General features: G+C 51.9%; 10 protein-coding genes. All 10 read right to left on the minus strand.

Translation table 11 applies throughout. The features are described from left to right. Positions 1-16: 16 nt before the first annotated feature. Entirely contained in the window at positions 17-304 is a 288-nt protein-coding gene (locus NT140_09770) for a hypothetical protein (GenBank protein ID MCX5832153.1), read from the minus strand. A 230-nt stretch (positions 305-534) separates the two neighbouring features. After that, complete coding sequence (locus NT140_09775; GenBank protein ID MCX5832154.1) at positions 535-1,497, minus strand: MBL fold metallo-hydrolase; 963 nt, start codon at positions 1,495-1,497, stop codon at positions 535-537. A 124-nt stretch (positions 1,498-1,621) separates the two neighbouring features. Then, entirely contained in the window at positions 1,622-2,683 is a 1,062-nt protein-coding gene (locus NT140_09780) for a TRAP transporter substrate-binding protein (protein ID MCX5832155.1), read from the minus strand. Positions 2,684-2,804: 121 nt separating this feature from the next. Beyond that, positions 2,805-4,106, minus strand: coding sequence for a TRAP transporter large permease (locus NT140_09785; protein MCX5832156.1), 1,302 nt, complete (start codon positions 4,104-4,106; stop codon positions 2,805-2,807). After that, positions 4,099-4,581 carry a TRAP transporter small permease gene (locus NT140_09790; GenBank protein MCX5832157.1) on the minus strand — a complete coding sequence of 161 codons (483 nt, stop codon included), beginning with the start codon at positions 4,579-4,581 and terminating at the stop codon, positions 4,099-4,101. The genes NT140_09785 and NT140_09790 overlap by 8 nt, the downstream gene beginning before the upstream one ends. 682 nt (positions 4,582-5,263) lie before the next feature. Then, positions 5,264-6,181, minus strand: coding sequence for a cysteine synthase family protein (locus tag NT140_09795; protein MCX5832158.1), 918 nt, complete (start codon positions 6,179-6,181; stop codon positions 5,264-5,266). Positions 6,182-6,409: 228 nt separating this feature from the next. Then, positions 6,410-8,230 carry an exodeoxyribonuclease V subunit alpha gene (gene recD / locus NT140_09800; protein MCX5832159.1) on the minus strand — a complete coding sequence of 607 codons (1,821 nt, stop codon included), beginning with the start codon at positions 8,228-8,230 and terminating at the stop codon, positions 6,410-6,412. 4 nt (positions 8,231-8,234) lie between these two features. After that, a complete protein-coding gene (recB, locus tag NT140_09805; protein ID MCX5832160.1) occupies positions 8,235-11,906 on the minus strand; it encodes an exodeoxyribonuclease V subunit beta in 3,672 nt (1,223 codons plus the stop codon). An 8-nt stretch (positions 11,907-11,914) separates the two neighbouring features. Further along, positions 11,915-15,136 carry an exodeoxyribonuclease V subunit gamma gene (recC, locus tag NT140_09810; GenBank protein ID MCX5832161.1) on the minus strand — a complete coding sequence of 1,074 codons (3,222 nt, stop codon included), beginning with the start codon at positions 15,134-15,136 and terminating at the stop codon, positions 11,915-11,917. Between the two features lie 329 nt (positions 15,137-15,465). Continuing rightward, positions 15,466-18,090 (minus strand): polymorphic toxin-type HINT domain-containing protein, encoded by a 2,625-nt coding sequence (locus NT140_09815; protein MCX5832162.1) that lies wholly within the window; start codon positions 18,088-18,090, stop codon positions 15,466-15,468. Positions 18,091-18,106: the final 16 nt, after the last annotated feature.

The following is an 18,106-nucleotide window of genomic DNA, read 5'->3' on the forward strand; positions in this document are numbered from 1 at the left end:
AGCATCCGCCATTTTTTTATTTCCCCTTCTTGTTACCAGCAGGAGATAATATTCTCATATCTGATTTATTGATTATCTTCGTCATATCATGTATTTCATCAGCTAATTCATCTGAGATGATTTCAAATTCGAGTCCTCCATCGTCAGAGATTTTTGAAAGAGCCCGCCAATCCAATTCCGGTTCAAGAAGTTTTCCGTGAATAAATAACAGCTCCCCTATGTCCTCGTTAACAGTAACCAATTTTACGTGATCAGGTACTTCAAGCTCAAATTCAAATTCAACATTAAGAATCATCTTTTTCATTTTTCTTCCTTCCTTTCATGTGGTAGATTACAATTCCATTTAATAAATATTACAGGAAAAAGGCCAGAATAATTTTTATATGAAAATAGAGAAGGTTCTATAATTAGGGGCGTTTTTGGGGGCTTAACTAAATAATGAACTAATGAATATTAAGTAATTACAATATTATGGTTGCTCTATTTGATAGACGCACGGCAACGCAACAGATGGCTCGAAGTTAGTCAACCGGATCAGGCAGCGAAGGTATACCTCGTTCCTGCCGTATTAAGGATGAACTGGCTGGGCATCTCCTTCGAGAAGACTATTGTTGCTTCAAACCCCGTACAATGAGCCGGCACGATAAAATCGGGGTTGATGGCTTTGATATCGGCCACGGTCTTCTGGATAATTTCCGGTTTTGCATTTACGAGGTGGAAACCGCCCACGACCGCATGTACCTTCTCGATCCCCGCCATCTTCTGGACGTGCTTCACTGTGTTGACAATGCCCGCGTGAGCGCAGCCTGACAGCACGACGAGTCCCTTGCCTTTCAAGTTGAATGCCATTGCCTGCTCTCCGGGGGATGAATCTACGACCACGGCATCACCTCTCTTAACGAGAAGTACGGGTGGCGCTTTTTCGTACTCGGTCGCCCGGTCGATATTCCCTGTAAAGTAGCCTCCGGGAACCACTTCAGTCGGGCTCTTGACCTCTACGACCCGCACCAGGCCGAGCGCCTCTATGTCGGCCCTGTTTAACTGGCCGATATCCAACCTGTCCGTAGTGCCAGGCACCAGCGAGTATCTCCTCTCGAAGGCCTCCTCGCCCAAATACAGAGGCGCTCCCTGTTTTATCCTCGACCGGTTCAGGTTGAGCGTCTCGATCAGTGCCCCCCAATGGTCGAAGTGGCCATGGCTCAACCCGAATCCGACTGCCTTTCCCACGTCAATGCCGAGGACCTCCATATTCCGCTTCACGCCCTGCGCATCCAGGCCATAGTCAAACATGAACCCGCTTGTTCTACCGTTTGACACTGTTTCAATGAAGTAGGATAAGCCGTGCTCGGCGTGCATCCATTTTCCGGGTTGAGTACGGAACCTCCTGGTCACCGCCGCGTCAGGTCTCAGTGCGTCGTAGTAGTTGTCCGTAATAATGGTAATGACCACACAGTCCACTTCCGTCATCTTCACCGAACCAAGGCATTGCTTTTTCACGGTGGGGGGCCTCCTTGAGGACATCCATGCATCAGGAGTGCACCCCCATTTTCTCTACGCGGCACAAGATAATGATACATTCCCGCGTTGGCACCTATCTATGCTAAGTCAGGACCGACACTAATTAATACTGATACGCTGTCGGTATGTTCTTAGCCTTTTCCTGACCTTTCCAGTATTCGATACGTTCCTTTACGAAGCTTAACCAACTATCAATCTCCTCGGCCTTATAGCCCTTGGAGATCAAGTCTTTTTTGTAGTCGTCGATAACGGGCTGTGTAGCTTTTACCCATCTGGCACTTTCGGCATCGGAGATAGGTACAATCTGGCCACCCTGTTTTGTAAAGTACTCCCTGCCTTCAATATCTATGTTGTTCCACTCAACTGCCCACCGTTCGGTAAACTCTTTGGAAAATTCGTTAATGACCTTTTTAACATCGTCAGGAAGACTATCCCATTTTTGCTTATTCATGAGCACATAGAAGCAATAGGCGCTTCCTACCTTCCATGATGCAGTAACGTATTTTTGCACTTCACCTGTTTTAAAGCCCTTCAACGTTTCGAGGGGAAGCAATGCACCCTCAATAACACCCCTTTTTAGCGAATCGTAAAGGTCAGGTGTCTCAATAGGAATTGGTGTAGCCCCAAGGGCTTTCACTATATCCCCGAGCCTCCCTGTGCCTCTGAGTTTTAGTCCCTTAATGTCTTCCAGTGTTTTTGCAGGTTTATTGAGCGTCTGGATGACGTTTATAGGAGACGTGCTAAGCATGAGTACATGATACGCATCAAAATCTTTCGGTTTGAATTTGTTATAAAAGTCATTGGCCACATGGCCGGCTATCCAGGCACTCGGGTAACCGAGGGGCAGTTCCATGATCTCCATGACGGGAAAACGTCCCCTTGTATAAGACAAATTTGAGAGACCGATATCCGCAATACCGGCGGATACACCTGCGGCGATCTTGGGTGCCGAAAGAAGTGTGCCGCCGGCGTACTGGGTCAGCTCTACCTTGCCGGTGAGCTTTTTGCTCAGTTCGTCACAGAACTTGCCCATCATTACCGAATTCATGTGGGTGATTGGAAAATAATTCGCAAACTTGAGCTTTATCACGTCTGCTGCATAGGTCGAAGAATACGTTAAAAATAGAAGCGAAACGACAAATACCAATAATACTAACCTTCTCATAATACTACCCCCTTTTTGTTTATTGTGTATCTTTGGATTGTGACATATTGCCTGCCTTCGTTCAAGCCATATTTGCAAAACAGTTGTATATACACTTGATTTCCCATTCCTGCGTCCGCTTTCACTTGTAAAATACCGAGGGAAGCCAGAGGGCGAGCTGCGGAAAGACGAACAGAAGGCCCCAGACAGCAACGAGAGAGATCAGGAAAGGGGTCACCCCCTTGTATATCCGGCCGATAGGCTCCTTGGTGATATTCTTTACCACAAAGACACACACGGCCACGGGAGGAATAACCACACCGATCATAACAACAACTCCGATCAATATTCCAAACCAGATAGGATTGAAACCGAGCTTTAGTATCGTCGGGTAGAAGATAGGCGTAGCAAGAATCATGAATGCGAGGTCGTCAATGAAAGAGCCACCTAACAAATACACGAGACAGATCATCACCATGATAACATAACGGTTCAGAGGCAGCGCTCCCAACCAGTCTGCCGTGTTCTGGGGGATATTGGTCACGGCGATGAAATGGCCAAGTATTACAGAACCTATAATGAGCATGAGGATCATCCCGGCAGTACTGAGGGCTTCCGCGACTGATTTAACATACCCAATGAAAGTTATATTCCGCTTGACCATCACCAGAACAAGAACAGCAAATGTACCCATTGCCCCTGCCTCAGTAGGTGTGAAAAAACCCTCCATGATCCCTCCGGTGACCAGGAAAAAAACAAGGATGATCCAGCCAACCTCCGGTAACGAACGTATCCTTGCCTTCCACGTTGACCGCTCTGACATAGGGGCAATCTTTGGATTGATCTTTACCCAGCCATAAATAATGCCCATGAAAAAGAGGGCTATGATTAATCCGGGGATTATCCCTGCAAGGAAAAGCTGTCCTATAGACTGTTCAGTGAGAATGCCGTATACGATAAGAACAACGCTCGGGGGTATGATACAGCCGAGCGTTCCCACTGTTGCAACTATCCCTGTAGACAATCTTCTGTCATACCCATACCGGTCCATTTCCGGGATCGCGACGCTGGCAAATGTTGCAGCAGTTGCCGCTGCTGAACCGCAAATAGTCTTGAAAGCGGTGGCTCCGATAACGGTAGCCATTGCAAGACCACCGGGGATATGGCCAACAAACCTGTGCGCAGCATCATAAAGTCTTACTGCTATACCTGAGTTGAAGCCGATTTGACCCATCAGGATAAAGAGAGGGAAGACCGTGTACCCATAATTTGTTATGACGTCATATATGTCTCTTGCTACGAGTTGCATGGCCGGATGAAAACCGTTGAGGTAAGCAAAACCCCCAAACCCGACCAGCGCCATAGCAAAACCCAATTCGATGCCGGTTGCGAAAAGAAGTAGTAGCAGAGCAAGAGCCATAATGCCTACAGTGATCTCATTCATATTGACCCCTCCGGATTTTTACGATATCAAAAATGAACACAAAGCACTCAAGGCAACAACAGACTCCCACGCCGTAAGCGACCGGAAAGAAAGGTAGCTTTAGTGTGGACGAAACCTCGCCTGATGTATGAAACTCACTGCCGATCAAGAAGAGGTTATAACTTATGATAGCGAATAGAATGATGCAGAGAAGCCGCGTAAAGGTGTTCATTATGGCCCTATTCCTTTTGGAGAGCTTTTCCAATATAATGTCCATATTTACGTGCCTTCGGTCCAATGAGACATTGGGGATACTAAAACCAATAACAATCGCCAGCGATAATGCCACCATTTCGTAAGTACCCAGAATGGGGTGACCACCGGCTCGCATGAAAACATCGGCGACGGTCAAAAGCATCATCAAGGTAAGAGCCGTACCCGCAATGATATTAAGGACTTTAACCACCCTGACAAAAATGCCATATATCCTTTCCATTATCCCTCCTTATTCTGTTTTTTTATAAGGCACCGCTTTTTTCACGGTGGGAGCACATGAAGTAGGATTTTATTTGTCAATTGAATTTTGGCCACCGAATTGAATCATAATAAATGTTACCCAATGTGTGACTAAAAAGAGATCGTTGACTCATAATTAGGTGTTACCGAACACCGACTTCCGAAGGAGGGGAAATCATGAGTCCGCGATCCAAAAGAGAGTATACGGAAGCGGTCCATTTACGTTATAAAAATGCCAGCCGCCATTGATAATTGATAAGAACTTCCTTTTTCGTAGTGAGAGTATAGGGAGAACTTTTGGCTTGTCAAGGGATATTTTGCATCGCATTGCATCGAAAACCGGTGGCTGGCGATGCAGTTGGGTAAGGAAGGCGTATCGGTGGCCGCTCTTTTGAGAAATCAGCTTCCCCTTGGGGTCGAGTCACCCGGCAAGAGGGCATTATTGAACACAATTCAGACAGGTCTCTCCCGCACGACTCAAATTAGATTCGCCGAGAAAGCGGCATCATTTATAACGGATTGTAATCAAGCATTTTCATCGAGGTTGGCATTTTGCAAGAGCATTAACACCCCTCCATCATTGAGGGTCTGGTAATTCAAAAGTTGCTTCTTTAATGATCAATCACTGATGCTGTAAAATCTATAAAAGACTATTTAAACCATCATGGCGGGCAGAGAGCACAGATGGACCTGAAAACCTCCGTCGAGAGGTAGCGGTCGCCCCGATCAGGAAAGATCACGACGACGGTCGAGCCACGGGAAATGTCTCTCGCGACTTGGAGGGCGCCCCACATTGCTGCTCCAGAACTGATTCCACAAAACAGCCCTTCGCGAAGGGAAAGATCCCGCGTCGTATTAAAAGCTTCCTCATCCGCACAACTGATGATGCAGTCCAGCTTTGAGGGGTCATAAATCTTCGGGACGATTGCTTCCTTCATGTTCTTGAGGCCCTGAAGGCGATGGTTGAGTGTCGGTTCGATGCCGACTATCTTTACCGAGGGTTTCTTTTCCTTAAGAAACAGTGAACAACCCATTAGGGTGCCCGTAGTTCCCATACCAGCGACGAAGAAATCGATCTCACCGGATGTCTGCTGCAGGACCTCAGGCCCGGTCGTATGGTAATGCGCCAGATAGCTTTGGGGATTATCAAACTGGTTAGGCATGAAGTACCGGTCGCCTTCGTATTCCATGATGTGATGGGCCCGTCTTATGGCGCCATCAGTACGTTCACTGCCTGGGGTCAGCTCCAATTCGGCTCCCAGCGCCTGTAAAACGGTCCGGCGTTCCTCACTCACGCAGGTGGGCATGGTGAGTTTGATTTTTAAACCCATCGCCGCCGCAATCATGGCCATTCCTATGCCTGTGTTCCCGGAAGTTGCTTCCAGTATCGTTTTTCCAGGGACCAGTTTTCCCGAATCTATGGCTTCCTTGATCATGAAATAGGCAGGGCGATCTTTGATGGAACCGCCAGGGTTGGAACCTTCCAGTTTTGCCATGATCCGTATGCCAGTTTTTTTAGAGTCCCAGAGATGCTTGATCTCTACCAGAGGGGTGTTTCCGATGGCATCCACTACGCTCATACCGTGTCTCCTTTATCCTTGCGGAGGATCGCTTCATTTTTGCAGTTTAAATCAGATTTTCTTACCCCTATATAGGGTATTGCTTCTCAGCGTGGAAATACACGAGAAAAGTATTATGTGTCAATTGAATTTTTGTCGCAATAATATGGGGCGTATCAGCATACAATTGATCCCGAAACAAATGAGTCACCTTTGAGGTCGAGTATGAAGCTCTGTATTTGAGAGCTTTTATTTGCCCCCAGACCAAAGTGCCTCTCCCAGTCCCGACTTCCGGTCTATTCTCCGTGAAACGGCAGTAACAAATATTCCCTCGTTTCCCCAGATATCAACTTTATTTTTCGCCCGAGTGATGCCGGTATAGATCAGCTCCCGCGTCAGGACTGCGGCATCATTGCCGGGAAGCAGCAGATGGACCCGGTCAAACTCGGAACCCTGACTTTTGTGAATCGTCATGGCATAGACCGTTTCGTGGGCCGGAAGGCGGACCGGTGCAACGTTACGGATCCCCCCGTCAGGGGCAGGGAAAAATACCCGGGGGTTGCCGCCTCCCTCCAGGTCGGGGAAGACGATCCCGACGTCGCCATTGAACAGTTTCAGATTATAGTCATTGATCGTGATAAGCACGGGTCGGCCCCGGTACCAGCGTTGTTGGGGATCAATGAGTCCTTTTGCCGCCAGGATTTCCTCGATGAGGGTGTTCATGCCGGCCACCCCGTAGGGTCCCTGATTCAGGGCGCAGAGAACCCGGAAGGAGTTGAAATATTTGAGAGCCTCCGCGACCGTTCCTGCCGCGAGATAGGCGCTGTACCCTTCAACCACGGAATTTGTTATGGCCTTTTTGAGGCCATCTGGTTTCGGCACGTTTCGCCAGGCAATATCCGGAAAGGCGTCACCTTTGAGGATGGCCAGAGCGTCCGCACTTTTCCCGGCATTTACCGCCCTTCCTGCAGCCCCGATGCCGCTATCGTCTGGGAAACGGTAATTCTTCTTCAGGATAACCAAAGAGTCGGTAAGCGGAGGCGATACCTGACCGGGCGGTGCGGTCGGAATCCTCGCGCCGGACACTTCGGCAAAGAGATCGCCGAACTCGGGCGAAAATATCTCCTGTTGACCGCCGCCACACATATCGCCGAGGACTGCCCCCGCTTCTACCGAGGAAAGTTGATCCCTGTCTCCCAGAATAATAAGCCCGGCATCAGGCTTGAGCGCCGCTGCCATCTTGGCCATCAGCGGCAGCGCGATCATGGAGGCCTCATCAATGATGACCACATCGTAAGGCAGAAGATTTTCATCGGAATAGCGGAAGTGCACTGAACCGGCAATGGGGCCAAGGAGGCGATGGATGGTTGAGACCTCATTAGGGATAAGCGCTTTAACGGAATCCGCACAGTCAAGCGCATCTTTCATTGAGCTAACCGCCTCCCTGAGCCGCGCCGCCGACTTGCCGGTAGGGGCTGCCAGGGCGACCCGCAGGGATTCACCGTTGGCTTGCTCCAAAAGGAGAGCAAGTATCTTGACAACAGTTGAGGTTTTGCCCGTTCCCGGTCCGCCGGATATAATGCAGATCTTTTTCCGCAATGCGGCCAAGGCCGCCACCCTTTGCCAATCAGCGTCTTTTCCGGCAACACCGGGGAAAAGCCTGTCCAACCCCTGGGCGAATAGCGCCTTGTCAATCATGTCACAGCTAAGGGCGGCCTTCTGCAGGATGACCTGCGCGAGGTCTCTTTCATACTTCCAGTAGCGGTAGAGGTAGAGTCGGCCATCCGTGTCGAGGACCAGAGGCCGGAAGTCCCCCGGGGAGCCGACTACCGGAGTCTCCAGAAGAGCATTATGCAGGTTCTTGAACTCGGGAACGCTGAACTCCTCCCCGTCAATCCGGATGTCCCTGCCGGCAATATCCGCCAGGTTCAGGCAGATGTTGCCATTCCCCACCGAGTTGCTCAACAGTGAGACAGCAATCTTGAGGGCCGAGGATGCTCCTCCCGATTCTTTTAGGATGAAGTCGGCAAAATGCCGGTCAATTGAGTTCAGTTCGAATACCAACGTCACGGCATTATCCTCCGTCCTGAATCAGGCTTTTCGTCAATGCGTCAATCATTTCCACGGGCGGCATGTCCCGGAAATAACCGAATTCTTCACCCTTCCCGGCGCTCACGCCGCGCAGGAAAATATAGATCACCCCGCCAAAGTGGGTTGCGTAATCATAGCCCTTCGCGCGGAGGGACAGGTACCTGTTGAGCGCCACCGTGTAGAGCAGGTATTGGAGCGGGTAGAGATTGCGCTCCATCGCCGTTTTGAGGGCTTCCCGTCCATAGTCCTCCACCCGGTAGCCCAGATGATTCGATTTCCAGTCCACAAGATAGTACTTGCCGCCCTGCTCAAAAACCATGTCCATGAAGCCCCTGACCATGCCCCGCACCGGCTTGAACTTCAGGGACGCACAAACCCTGGTAATGTCGGCGGCCTTGTAGAGTACCCCCCATTTGCTGAGACAGGCACTCATCAGATCGGAGGTGATAAACCTGAGCGGGAAATAAAATTCCAGCTCCGTAATCCAGCTTCCCTGTTTGATGCCGGCCAGATTGAAGGACCCCTCCGCTGCTGCCAGCGGGGCGGTTATGACCGCGTTGATCGTATTGCAGACATGAGGTTGCCACTCCTTGCCGTAGCCATACTTCACCAGTCCCTTCTCCACCAGGGCACTTACTGCCTCGGGAGAGCTATTGGCAAAGTCGAGCCCCTCAAAGATTTCGTGAAAAAATATACCGGCCTGCGCCCCCCGGGGGAAGGTAAAGATGCTTATCTCCTCTGGATCTTCGGCATCAAGCGGTCCTGACGCTTTATTCCCGGTAGCTGTTATCTCATCCCGGTCCGGAAGCTCGCTTGCTGCCGCCTCGTGGGCCGCAAAAGAGGTGTAACTGGCGATACGCCAGTCACTGCTGATGACCCCGGAAAATTTATGGCTGGCAATCGGCTTCCCGTCATCCCGGCGCGGGAGATATGGAGTAACAGAGCCTGAAGCGGGTACCGGGACGACAGCGATTGCCCCCCCTCCCTTTTCCTGAAGGGACTGCAACTGATCCTGCATTGCTTCTGCGGTGAGCACACGTACCTCGTCTGCCAGCAGGCTTACGGGGTTATCGGATATTCTGGTTTCGGCGGTGGCGTGGAAAAGATAAGCGAGGGAGGAAGTTTCCGGCCGGTTTTTTGGGCTTTTGCCGGTAATTTTACCCGCAAGCAGGTAACACCGGTATTTTGCCCGGGTGAGAGCAACGTAAAGGAGACGCAGATTCTCAGCAAGCATTTCCTTGCGCGCCACTATCCGGTTATTGTCATACGCGGGGGAGCCAAAGTCCTTAACCAGGGTAAAACCGTCATGGAAGCTGATCGCTTCGTCATTGTCCATGAGGCCGCCCCAAAGGAAGGGGCAAAAAACGATTGGATACTCAAGCCCCTTGCTGACATGAACGGTAACGATCTTAATCGCTTTTTCGTCGGTTTCCAGACGGATCTGGTATTCTTCGGCTTCATCTTCGGCGCTGACCCGTTCGCTAAACCAGGTGACGAGCCCCTCGATACCCGGCTTTTGCTCGTGTGCCTTGTGGTGGATGAGCTCAAAACAGTGCAGCAGGTTGGTCAGCCGACGTTCCCCATCGGGAAACCGGAGGAGCCGGCCCCGTATCCCTTCCTTAGCCAGCAGAGATTGAGCCATGACCATAAAGCCCCGATCGGTCCAGACCTGGTGATACGCGCGAAAGGTCTCCAAACAATCCTCCCAGGCCAGCTCGTCGCCGCTTGGGGTCACGCGGCCTGCAATTTCATCGTCGAGGAGAAGGGCGATATCATCCCCCGACCTGCCAAGGATGTCGGTTACCAGGGCCGCCCGGACCTTGGGCTCACTTCCGGGGTTGGCGAAGGCAATAAGCAGCGTGCAGACCTCCCGCGCCTCGTCAGTGGCAAAAATACTCATATCACTCTGTACGACGCTCGGAATGCCCAGATTTCTCAGGGCTTCCTGAATATAACCGGCCTGCCGGTGACTGCGGACGATAACCGCAATATCTCCGGGAAAGAGAGGATGGCCATCAATCATGGTCTTTCTCTCTGCACCCTCCTGAAGCAGGCGGACGATTTCTCCGGCTATTGCCGGAGGGATGAGTTCATTCGCCTGAGTTACATTAACCGGTCCTCCACCTTCAGCCGGCGGCATATACCATACCTGGAGGGGTGCCGTTTCACCAAAAACGCGCGCTACTTCTTTTCCAGACTTATCCTTGCCCGGTGTGACCGGGTGATAGGATATCCAGTCGTACACAAAGGGGTTGGTTGCGCCGGTAAAGAGCGTGTTGAAGGCGGCCAGGAGAAGGGGCGAAGATCGCCAATTACCCGTTAGGGTGAAGAGTTTATCTTCCGTCACATCTTCCGCAGCTTCCTTATAGGCAAAGATATCGGCCCCCCGGAAGCTGTAGATCGCCTGTTTCGGGTCGCCGATCAGAAAAAGCGGGCTGTCCGTGGCGGCGTAAATCTTCCGGAAGATGTCGTACTGGACAGGGTCGGTATCTTGAAATTCGTCTATGAGAGCTGCCCGGTATTTTATGGGGACACCTTGCAAAAAAAGGTGTCCCCTGCTGCCGGCGAAGGCCATACCGCTGTCTCCGTAAAGCGCCTGATACAGGTCATTGAGAAGGTCATCGAAAAAGCGGATGTTTTTCTCCCGCTTCAGGATTGGCAGGCGCTCCCTGCAAAACACCACAAGTTCCCATTGCAGGGCGAGGAAGCGCTCCTCTACGCTTTTCTGTAGTTCTTCGCAACTGTCAAAGAAGGGATGAACAGGCGCTATCCCCTTGGGCTTCTTCCCCTTGGCAATGCCGGATGTGGTTAATTTGCTGAAACCCGGAAAAAGATCGAAGGGATTATTGCCGGCGAGACAAGAGTCCATCCCCGTAAATAGTTCGGACAGCAGGTCAGGCCGATAATTTTCCGCTGACCTGCTGAGGCCCTTGTCGTTCCTGATTATCTCTTCGATCTCCTGTTTACTCTCCCGCCACCCGTTCCTCGTTTTTTCATAGGCAGTACGGCATCTCTCTTCGATGGCCGCAATTTCGTCAGCAGTAAACGACGGTCTTACTTCCAGTTTCGGGTTGGATAGCATTCCCTTGAGGAAAGCCATGAACGTTGCGGGAGAGTGACCTTGACGCAGGGTATAGCCGAGGAGAGGCGACGGTTCGGTAAAAAATCTCATCCTCCAGAAATCATCCACGATTTCCTGGAGCAATTCTGTCTGGTCGGTAATCAGTTCCGTGTCATAAAGTGAACCGCTCTCAAAGGCATTTTCCTTGAGGACACGCAGGCAGAAACCGTGGATGGTAAAGATCGAGGCCGTATCAAAAGCATTCAGCGCCCGCTCAAGCTTTTCGCGGGACTTTATCCGGCCGGTGCCTTTCCCGTTAATGTTATCAGCTAAACCAGCGAGAAACGCGTCTTTCGTTTCGTCGCCGTCCATGACCATAATAGCCTTCCGAATCTGGCTGCGGATCCTCCGGCGCAGCTCTTTTGTCGCTGCCTCGGTGTAAGTCACCACGAGGATCTGTTCCGGAGTAAGATCTTTCTCTATCAGAAGTCGCAGGTAGAGGCAGGCGATGGCATAGGTTTTTCCGGTGCCGGCGCTGGCCTCGATCAGATTCATCCCCGCGAGTTCAATGTGCAAATGATCCAGTTCAATCATACTTTCCCTTATTCCAGGTGTTGGAGCATTGGTTCCAGCAATGCGTGGGCAATACGTTCGAATTCGGCATTAAACGGATCTACATGGCCAAAGCAGAGCCGGAAATAGGGGTCCCTGCCCTCTCCGGGTATGTCGTTATAGCCGTCTTCCCATTTCCCCCGCGCCCGCCCCAGATTCCATTCCTGCTTTTCCGCGTACGCCATGGCCGAAGCGGGGAAAAACCGGAGTGGGGTCATCAATCCCTGCCAGTAAATATCGAGGAAAATCTGCAGGATGGCGGCGGCATCTTCCACGGGATTGAACGTATTTGTGCCGTTGGTCATGATCAGCAATGTTTCCCGGGGGTATGCTTCCTTTCGCGCCGCATTGAGGACGAGGTGCACTATCCAGGCGCGAAGTTGGTCTTTCGCCTTCAGTTTTGCACAACGATAGCGAATCATCCGCTCCGGCCAGATTCCATCCAGCCGTCCGGTCAATCTGAATCCTGCCAGATCGAGTTCGAAATCGAGAGGCGCTAACGGGATTTTATCGCCGACTTTGTCTCGCACTACCTGGGCAAACGCTTCAACGTCACCGACTAAGGTTTCGAAAACCATCTCACCGTGCCTGGCAGGCGGGATGATCCCGCGACAACGGGCAACGGAGAGGTAATCATGAGCATCGCCGCCCTGAAGCACAATTTCCAGGAGATCCTTTTTCAGGTTATAAGCGTCCAGGCCATCCACTGCGAATGGTTCCCGTTCTTCCAGCGGGGCGACGACATCCTCAAGGCGAATTCCCAGCCTGTTCTCCAGGAAGAATTTAGCCGGGTTGTCGAAAAACCGCAGGAGCTTTATCAGCGGAATGTCCTTCCACTCGTCGGCAGGGGCGGCAAGGGGTTTTGCCAGAAACTCGGCAGCAGGGGACGCCCTGCAAAAAAAAGTGCCCCCTGCTGCCTGGAGCGCTGCACAGTTTTCGGCCGAATAGCTGAATAACGGCGAGTCTTCGGAAAAATAGTCCCGGCTGAAGGCTTGGAGGCGGTGTCGCGTAACGAGATGCCCTTCGATTGTATCGTCCTTCCCCGCGTTAAATCCCCGGTCAATGACATCAAGGAGTTCGCTCACCAGCACCGAGGGCGGGATCTCGCTGTTATCCTTGATGCTCTGGCCGATATAGCTTATGTACAGACAGTCGCGAGCCGAAAGAATGGACTCAAGAAAGAGGTAGCGGTCCTCATCGCGTAAGGAACGGTCACCGCGCCGGGGATTCCGGGCAATCAGGTCAAACCCAGGGGCGAAGTTCTGCCGGGGGAAACCGCCATCGTTCATCCCAATAAGCGTAACGACCCGGAAAGGAATACTTCGCATGGGGAGCATGGCGCAGAACGTGACGCCGCCGGTGATGAAACCAAGCCCCTTTTCTTCCTGGTCCAGACGTGCGGTGAGCCACGCCCGAATGACGCCAAGTTCCACCTTCGAGTCGAAACCGGACTGCTCCGCCAATTCACCGATGTTTGCCACCACGCCGGCGACTGTTGCCAGTTCACGGGCCATGTCTTCGTCAGCAGTGATAAAGTCTGCCAAAAGGTTGCCGCACTGATCCTGCCACTCGGCGAGGGTGCGGGGCTTTATCAGACTATCTGCTATATCCGCAACTTTGTTGATAAAATCCACAAGTTTGCCGAGGGCTTGGGCACTGGAACCTTCTATCTCATCGTAAGGGAGCTTGCCGTTGAACAGACGCCCATTTTCGTCGGGCATGGCATAGCCCAGGAGGAGACGATCAAGCCCGGCCCGCCAGGAGTTTTCGCGATAGCCGGGAAGCCCCAGGCGGATTCGACTCTGCTCGTCTATCCCCCATCGTACCCACGTATCCTCGATCCAGCCGCGGATGATTGCGAGCTCTTCATTGTTCAAGTCGAAACGCCTTCTGACCGGAGTTACTTCAAGGATGTCGAACAACTGGATGACGGTGAGCCGGCTGCCGGGAAGCCCCAGAATCTTAAGCAGCACCGCAGCGATCTGCCCCTCGCTCTTCAGACGCCGATCAGCAATGGAGTAAGGGATTTTCAGAGAGGCATCCTGACACCCGTCGAAGACCGACGAGATATACGGTGCATAGGTTTCAATGTCGGGGGTCATCACGACGATATCCCGCGGCACGAGGCCTTCTACACGTCCCAGGAGGGCAAGGATGTTGTCGTAGAGAATCTCTATTTCGCGCATCGGGCTGTGGCAGGAATGAATCTGGATTGACCGGTCATGCTGATCAATCAGACGTTTTTCCGTCATCTTCCCAGGATCGGAGAGGTTGAGAATATCACGTTGTATATTTTGCAGAAGCAAAGCCCCGCCAGGATCTTCGTAGAGATCTTCCTGGACGGCAGCCACATCGCCGATCTCAATGACCATGTCGGAAAAGTCACGGCCCAGCCTGCCGAGAGACGCCAGGAGTGGATGCCCTTCGATCCGCAATGCGCCAGCCTCATCTGTCAACCGCGCCTTTGCCTGCCTGGAGATGATGTCGGCCCAATATTCGCGGGTGGGGCTTAGAAGGAAAAGGTTGACATCCGTGATCCGGGCGATCGTTGCCAGGATTTCCATATGGTACTTCGGCAAATAGGAGATGCCGAATACCGCGATCCTTTCCGGTATCCCGCTCTCAACCGGCTTGCCCGTCATCATCCGACGGGAAAATTCATCCTTGAGTCGCCCTCGGTGGTATCCTTTACTGCCGGTCACCAGAGCCCGCCAGAGGACCGCCTGCCACTCGCCATTTTTGCCGGTGTCTTCGGCTGCTTCCCATTCCATCATCATCTCCGGACGGAACAGGGTGTACTGGTCGAAGGTGTCGGCAATACGTTCCGCGAGCTGAAAAAGTTTGAGCCCGTTTTTGTCCCCAACGAGATAATGCTGCAATGGGGCAAATTCCTCACGGTCCAGGAATCCAGGCAGAAGCCCCATAATCTTCCACGTAAAAACTTCCGGAGCAAAGGAGGATGCATCATCGGGAACATCCGGAAGCACCAGGCTAAACAGCCGCCATACCATGGAGTTCGGAAACGGATAGCTGCAGTTGGCCCAGACACCGAAATGCTTTGCCAGCTCCATCGCGACCCAGCGCTGCATCCCCTTGCTCTGTACGACAATCACTTCCGGCGCCAGGGGAGCGGTAAGGGGCTCCCTGAGCACGTGGGCAAGGGCCTCAACCAGATTTTCCATCCGGTTGCTGGTGTAGATATTGAGTGGCATGGATCCTTTCTTGTTCCCGATCTTCTCTTGTTATATCAAGGTCTGCACCCTATAAACTATACCCGCATACCTTTGAAAAATATCTTTTCCATAGAGAATGGCGATCCATCCATTTTTTTAATTAGTTCTTGCCCAGGAGCTAATTGCAAAACGTTTTGCCATCCCCGGGTGCTTCTATCGGGTATATGGTTTTTTTGTGGATGTAAACCTGCCTCTATGCTTATGGTCAACAATCAAAAGTGTCCCTTAATCAGTATTGTTTATTGAATTCGGTAAGCGAAGGGGATGCATTTTTGTTATAGCTGACACTGAACAAACAATTTGCGGCCTCAGTTGGCGCGGGTCTGCCTATAATACCATTGCATCTGCCCTGTGCTGCTGTCTTCATCAACATTATCCACGGCGATCAGCTTCTCGCCTCGTGCCGGCTGCAAAACCTCTTTGAGTTTCCATACCTCATCCAGCCGGCCAAATGTCCAATATTCCTCGAAAGGGGTTACGTATTGTTGCTCACTCAATATCTGGCTCCCCTTGTGGACGATTTTCTGGGCATGGGCGCTGATGCGCACAGAGAACTCATCTTTGGCAGGGTCGGTGAAATTCCTGACCAGGATTAGTTCCGCCTTGCGCACACAAAGATTCCGGTACTCCACATTCGTTCCTTCCATCTGCCATTGCAAGATCTGCTTGCGAAGACTTGCTGCCACCTCCGGGAACAGGTCTGCTTCGGGCGCCTGCGCCGGATCGCAGGACTCGCGGGCCAGAAACACGCTTAAGAATACCTGACGCGCCAGTTCGATCATCTGCTGACGATTCCAGAGTTTGTCCGTCCGGACAAGGAAGTTTAACATGCGATCGATGCGCGTTGCCTTTTCTTCAGTTCCCTTCTCCAACCACGGCCCCGCCTTCCCCTCTTTACCGGCCATCTCGCTATAGATTCCCTGGAGAGTCTGATCGGTCAACATCTCGACGAAATTCTCGTCCTTGAGGACATCAGATTCGCCCGCCTGTTCGATCTCGCGGAGCAACCAGCCATCGCTCGATCGTTGGAATGTCCAGAACTCCTGAAATTTTGCCGAGACTCCATCCCCCCGCAAGAATTTATTCGTACGGTCGTCAACATAGTAATCTCGCGCGGAAGCGGTGATGAGTGCAGTGAATTCGCGCTGATCTGGCCTTTCTGTGTAGCGGATGTTGACAATGTCCACCTGTTCCACTTTAAGGCCCTCTATCCGGTTTATCTCATGATTCCTCGCCAATCCCCCAAGCTGTGACTTGTGTTGCCCGAACAGAGCGCGCACGAGAAGGGATTCCATCGGGCCGTAGTCGCGCTTTTCCCAGCATTCTTGTAGCTTGCGGAATGTCGCTTCGGCCAATGCCCGCAATTCACTCTTTGATACTGAGGAATCTTGCCTGCTGAGGAACTCCAGCAGTTTTTCAGTTTTCATTGCCTTTTTTACCACCACCGAGGGACTGTACGTATAGTCAAGGTTGCCTTGGCCTTTATCATTGATGGTCACAAGTTTAAATTTTACCGCCAGGATTAGCACGATCACAAGAAGCAGGATGACGAAGATAAATACCCCAAAAGATGACTCGGATTGGCCGCTGCGGCCGCTGCTGCCGCTGCTGGAACTCGATCTGAATCCTCCCCCTTTGTTATGGGTCAAAAAGCCTTCCGCGAGAAAAGTATGCGGCCCGCCTACACTGAGATTAAAGACCACTTGTCCACGTGCAACAGTTGATGTCTTAACGACTCTGGTTGGGCTTAAAGCGCCATTCACCCATGTAAGCACCTTATCCCCGTTCTGAAGTCTGCCAGCCTCAATAAAAGTCCCGTCGAGCAGCCCGACCGGATGGTCTGAAGTGGTCCGCAGCACCCCTCCCTCCGTCTCGACTGAAAAAATATCGGCGCGAGTTGCGAAAAGTTTTTCCACCTCAGCGTGAATGATCTGTCCGTCCGGACCAACCGTCTGCACTTCATCGCCTGCCGAAAGTATCTCGATGGAGATTTCACCTGAGGGCGTGCGGATCCTGGTTCCTGCGGGAAAGCAGCCGCCGCCTTTGTTGTGGACCGCAAGGCCGCCCGCAATAAATGTGTTCGGATAATCGGTCTGAAGGTTGAAAACGGGGACGCTTTCACGAACCTTCTCCAACGATACAATCGGTTGTTCCAAAAAGGAACGCCCATCCCAGGCGAAAATATTGTCGCCCACCTTGAGGACCTCAAGCGTCTTGAACGTGCCGCGTCCGACATAGAATGGATGCTCTGCGGTGACCCTGATGGTTTGACGATCGGTCCTGAGGATGATGTACTCATCCACCCGGTGACGAATGATGTCCTTGACTCTTGTTGAAACCGTGCGACCTTCCGGTGAATAGGCCAACAATTCATCCCCGGGCCGGACGGCGCTGATGGGCATTTCACTGCCATCGGATCTCATCACCGGGCTTTCGGGAAGAAAGCATCCTTTGTTGTGCACCACGACGTCGGCTGAAATATAAGTCCCGCCCGGAAAGACCAGCAAATTATAAGCAGGCAGATTCGCCCGGGACGATTGGATAGACCGGACAGGAACAGAATAGGCATTTCCTTGATTTACAAGGTAAATCATGTCGCCTATATTAAGCTGGCGGGCAACGCGGTACTCTCCTGGACCAACCATCATCGGGTGCTCCGAGGTGACGGTCACCGTCGTATTCCCGGCAGAGATTTCCAAATAACGATCCGCTGAGATTTCGGTTAGCGCCCTTACCGTTCCAACATGGATTTTGTTACCTGAAAAGCTCCAGACTCGGTCACCAACATGAAGTTTCTCAATGGCGACGACGCCCGAGGGTGTCTGAACCGGGGTACCCTTTACGAGGCAGCCTCCGCCACCTCGCGCCCATACAGGAGAAGAAGCAAGAAAAAATAAGAGAAGTATCGCCTTTAAAACAATTCCTCTATTCATTGGCTCTTCCGTTCGT

It is taken from the genome of Deltaproteobacteria bacterium, from assembly GCA_026388415.1.
GTDB lineage: Bacteria > Desulfobacterota > Syntrophia > Syntrophales > JACQWR01 > JAPLJV01.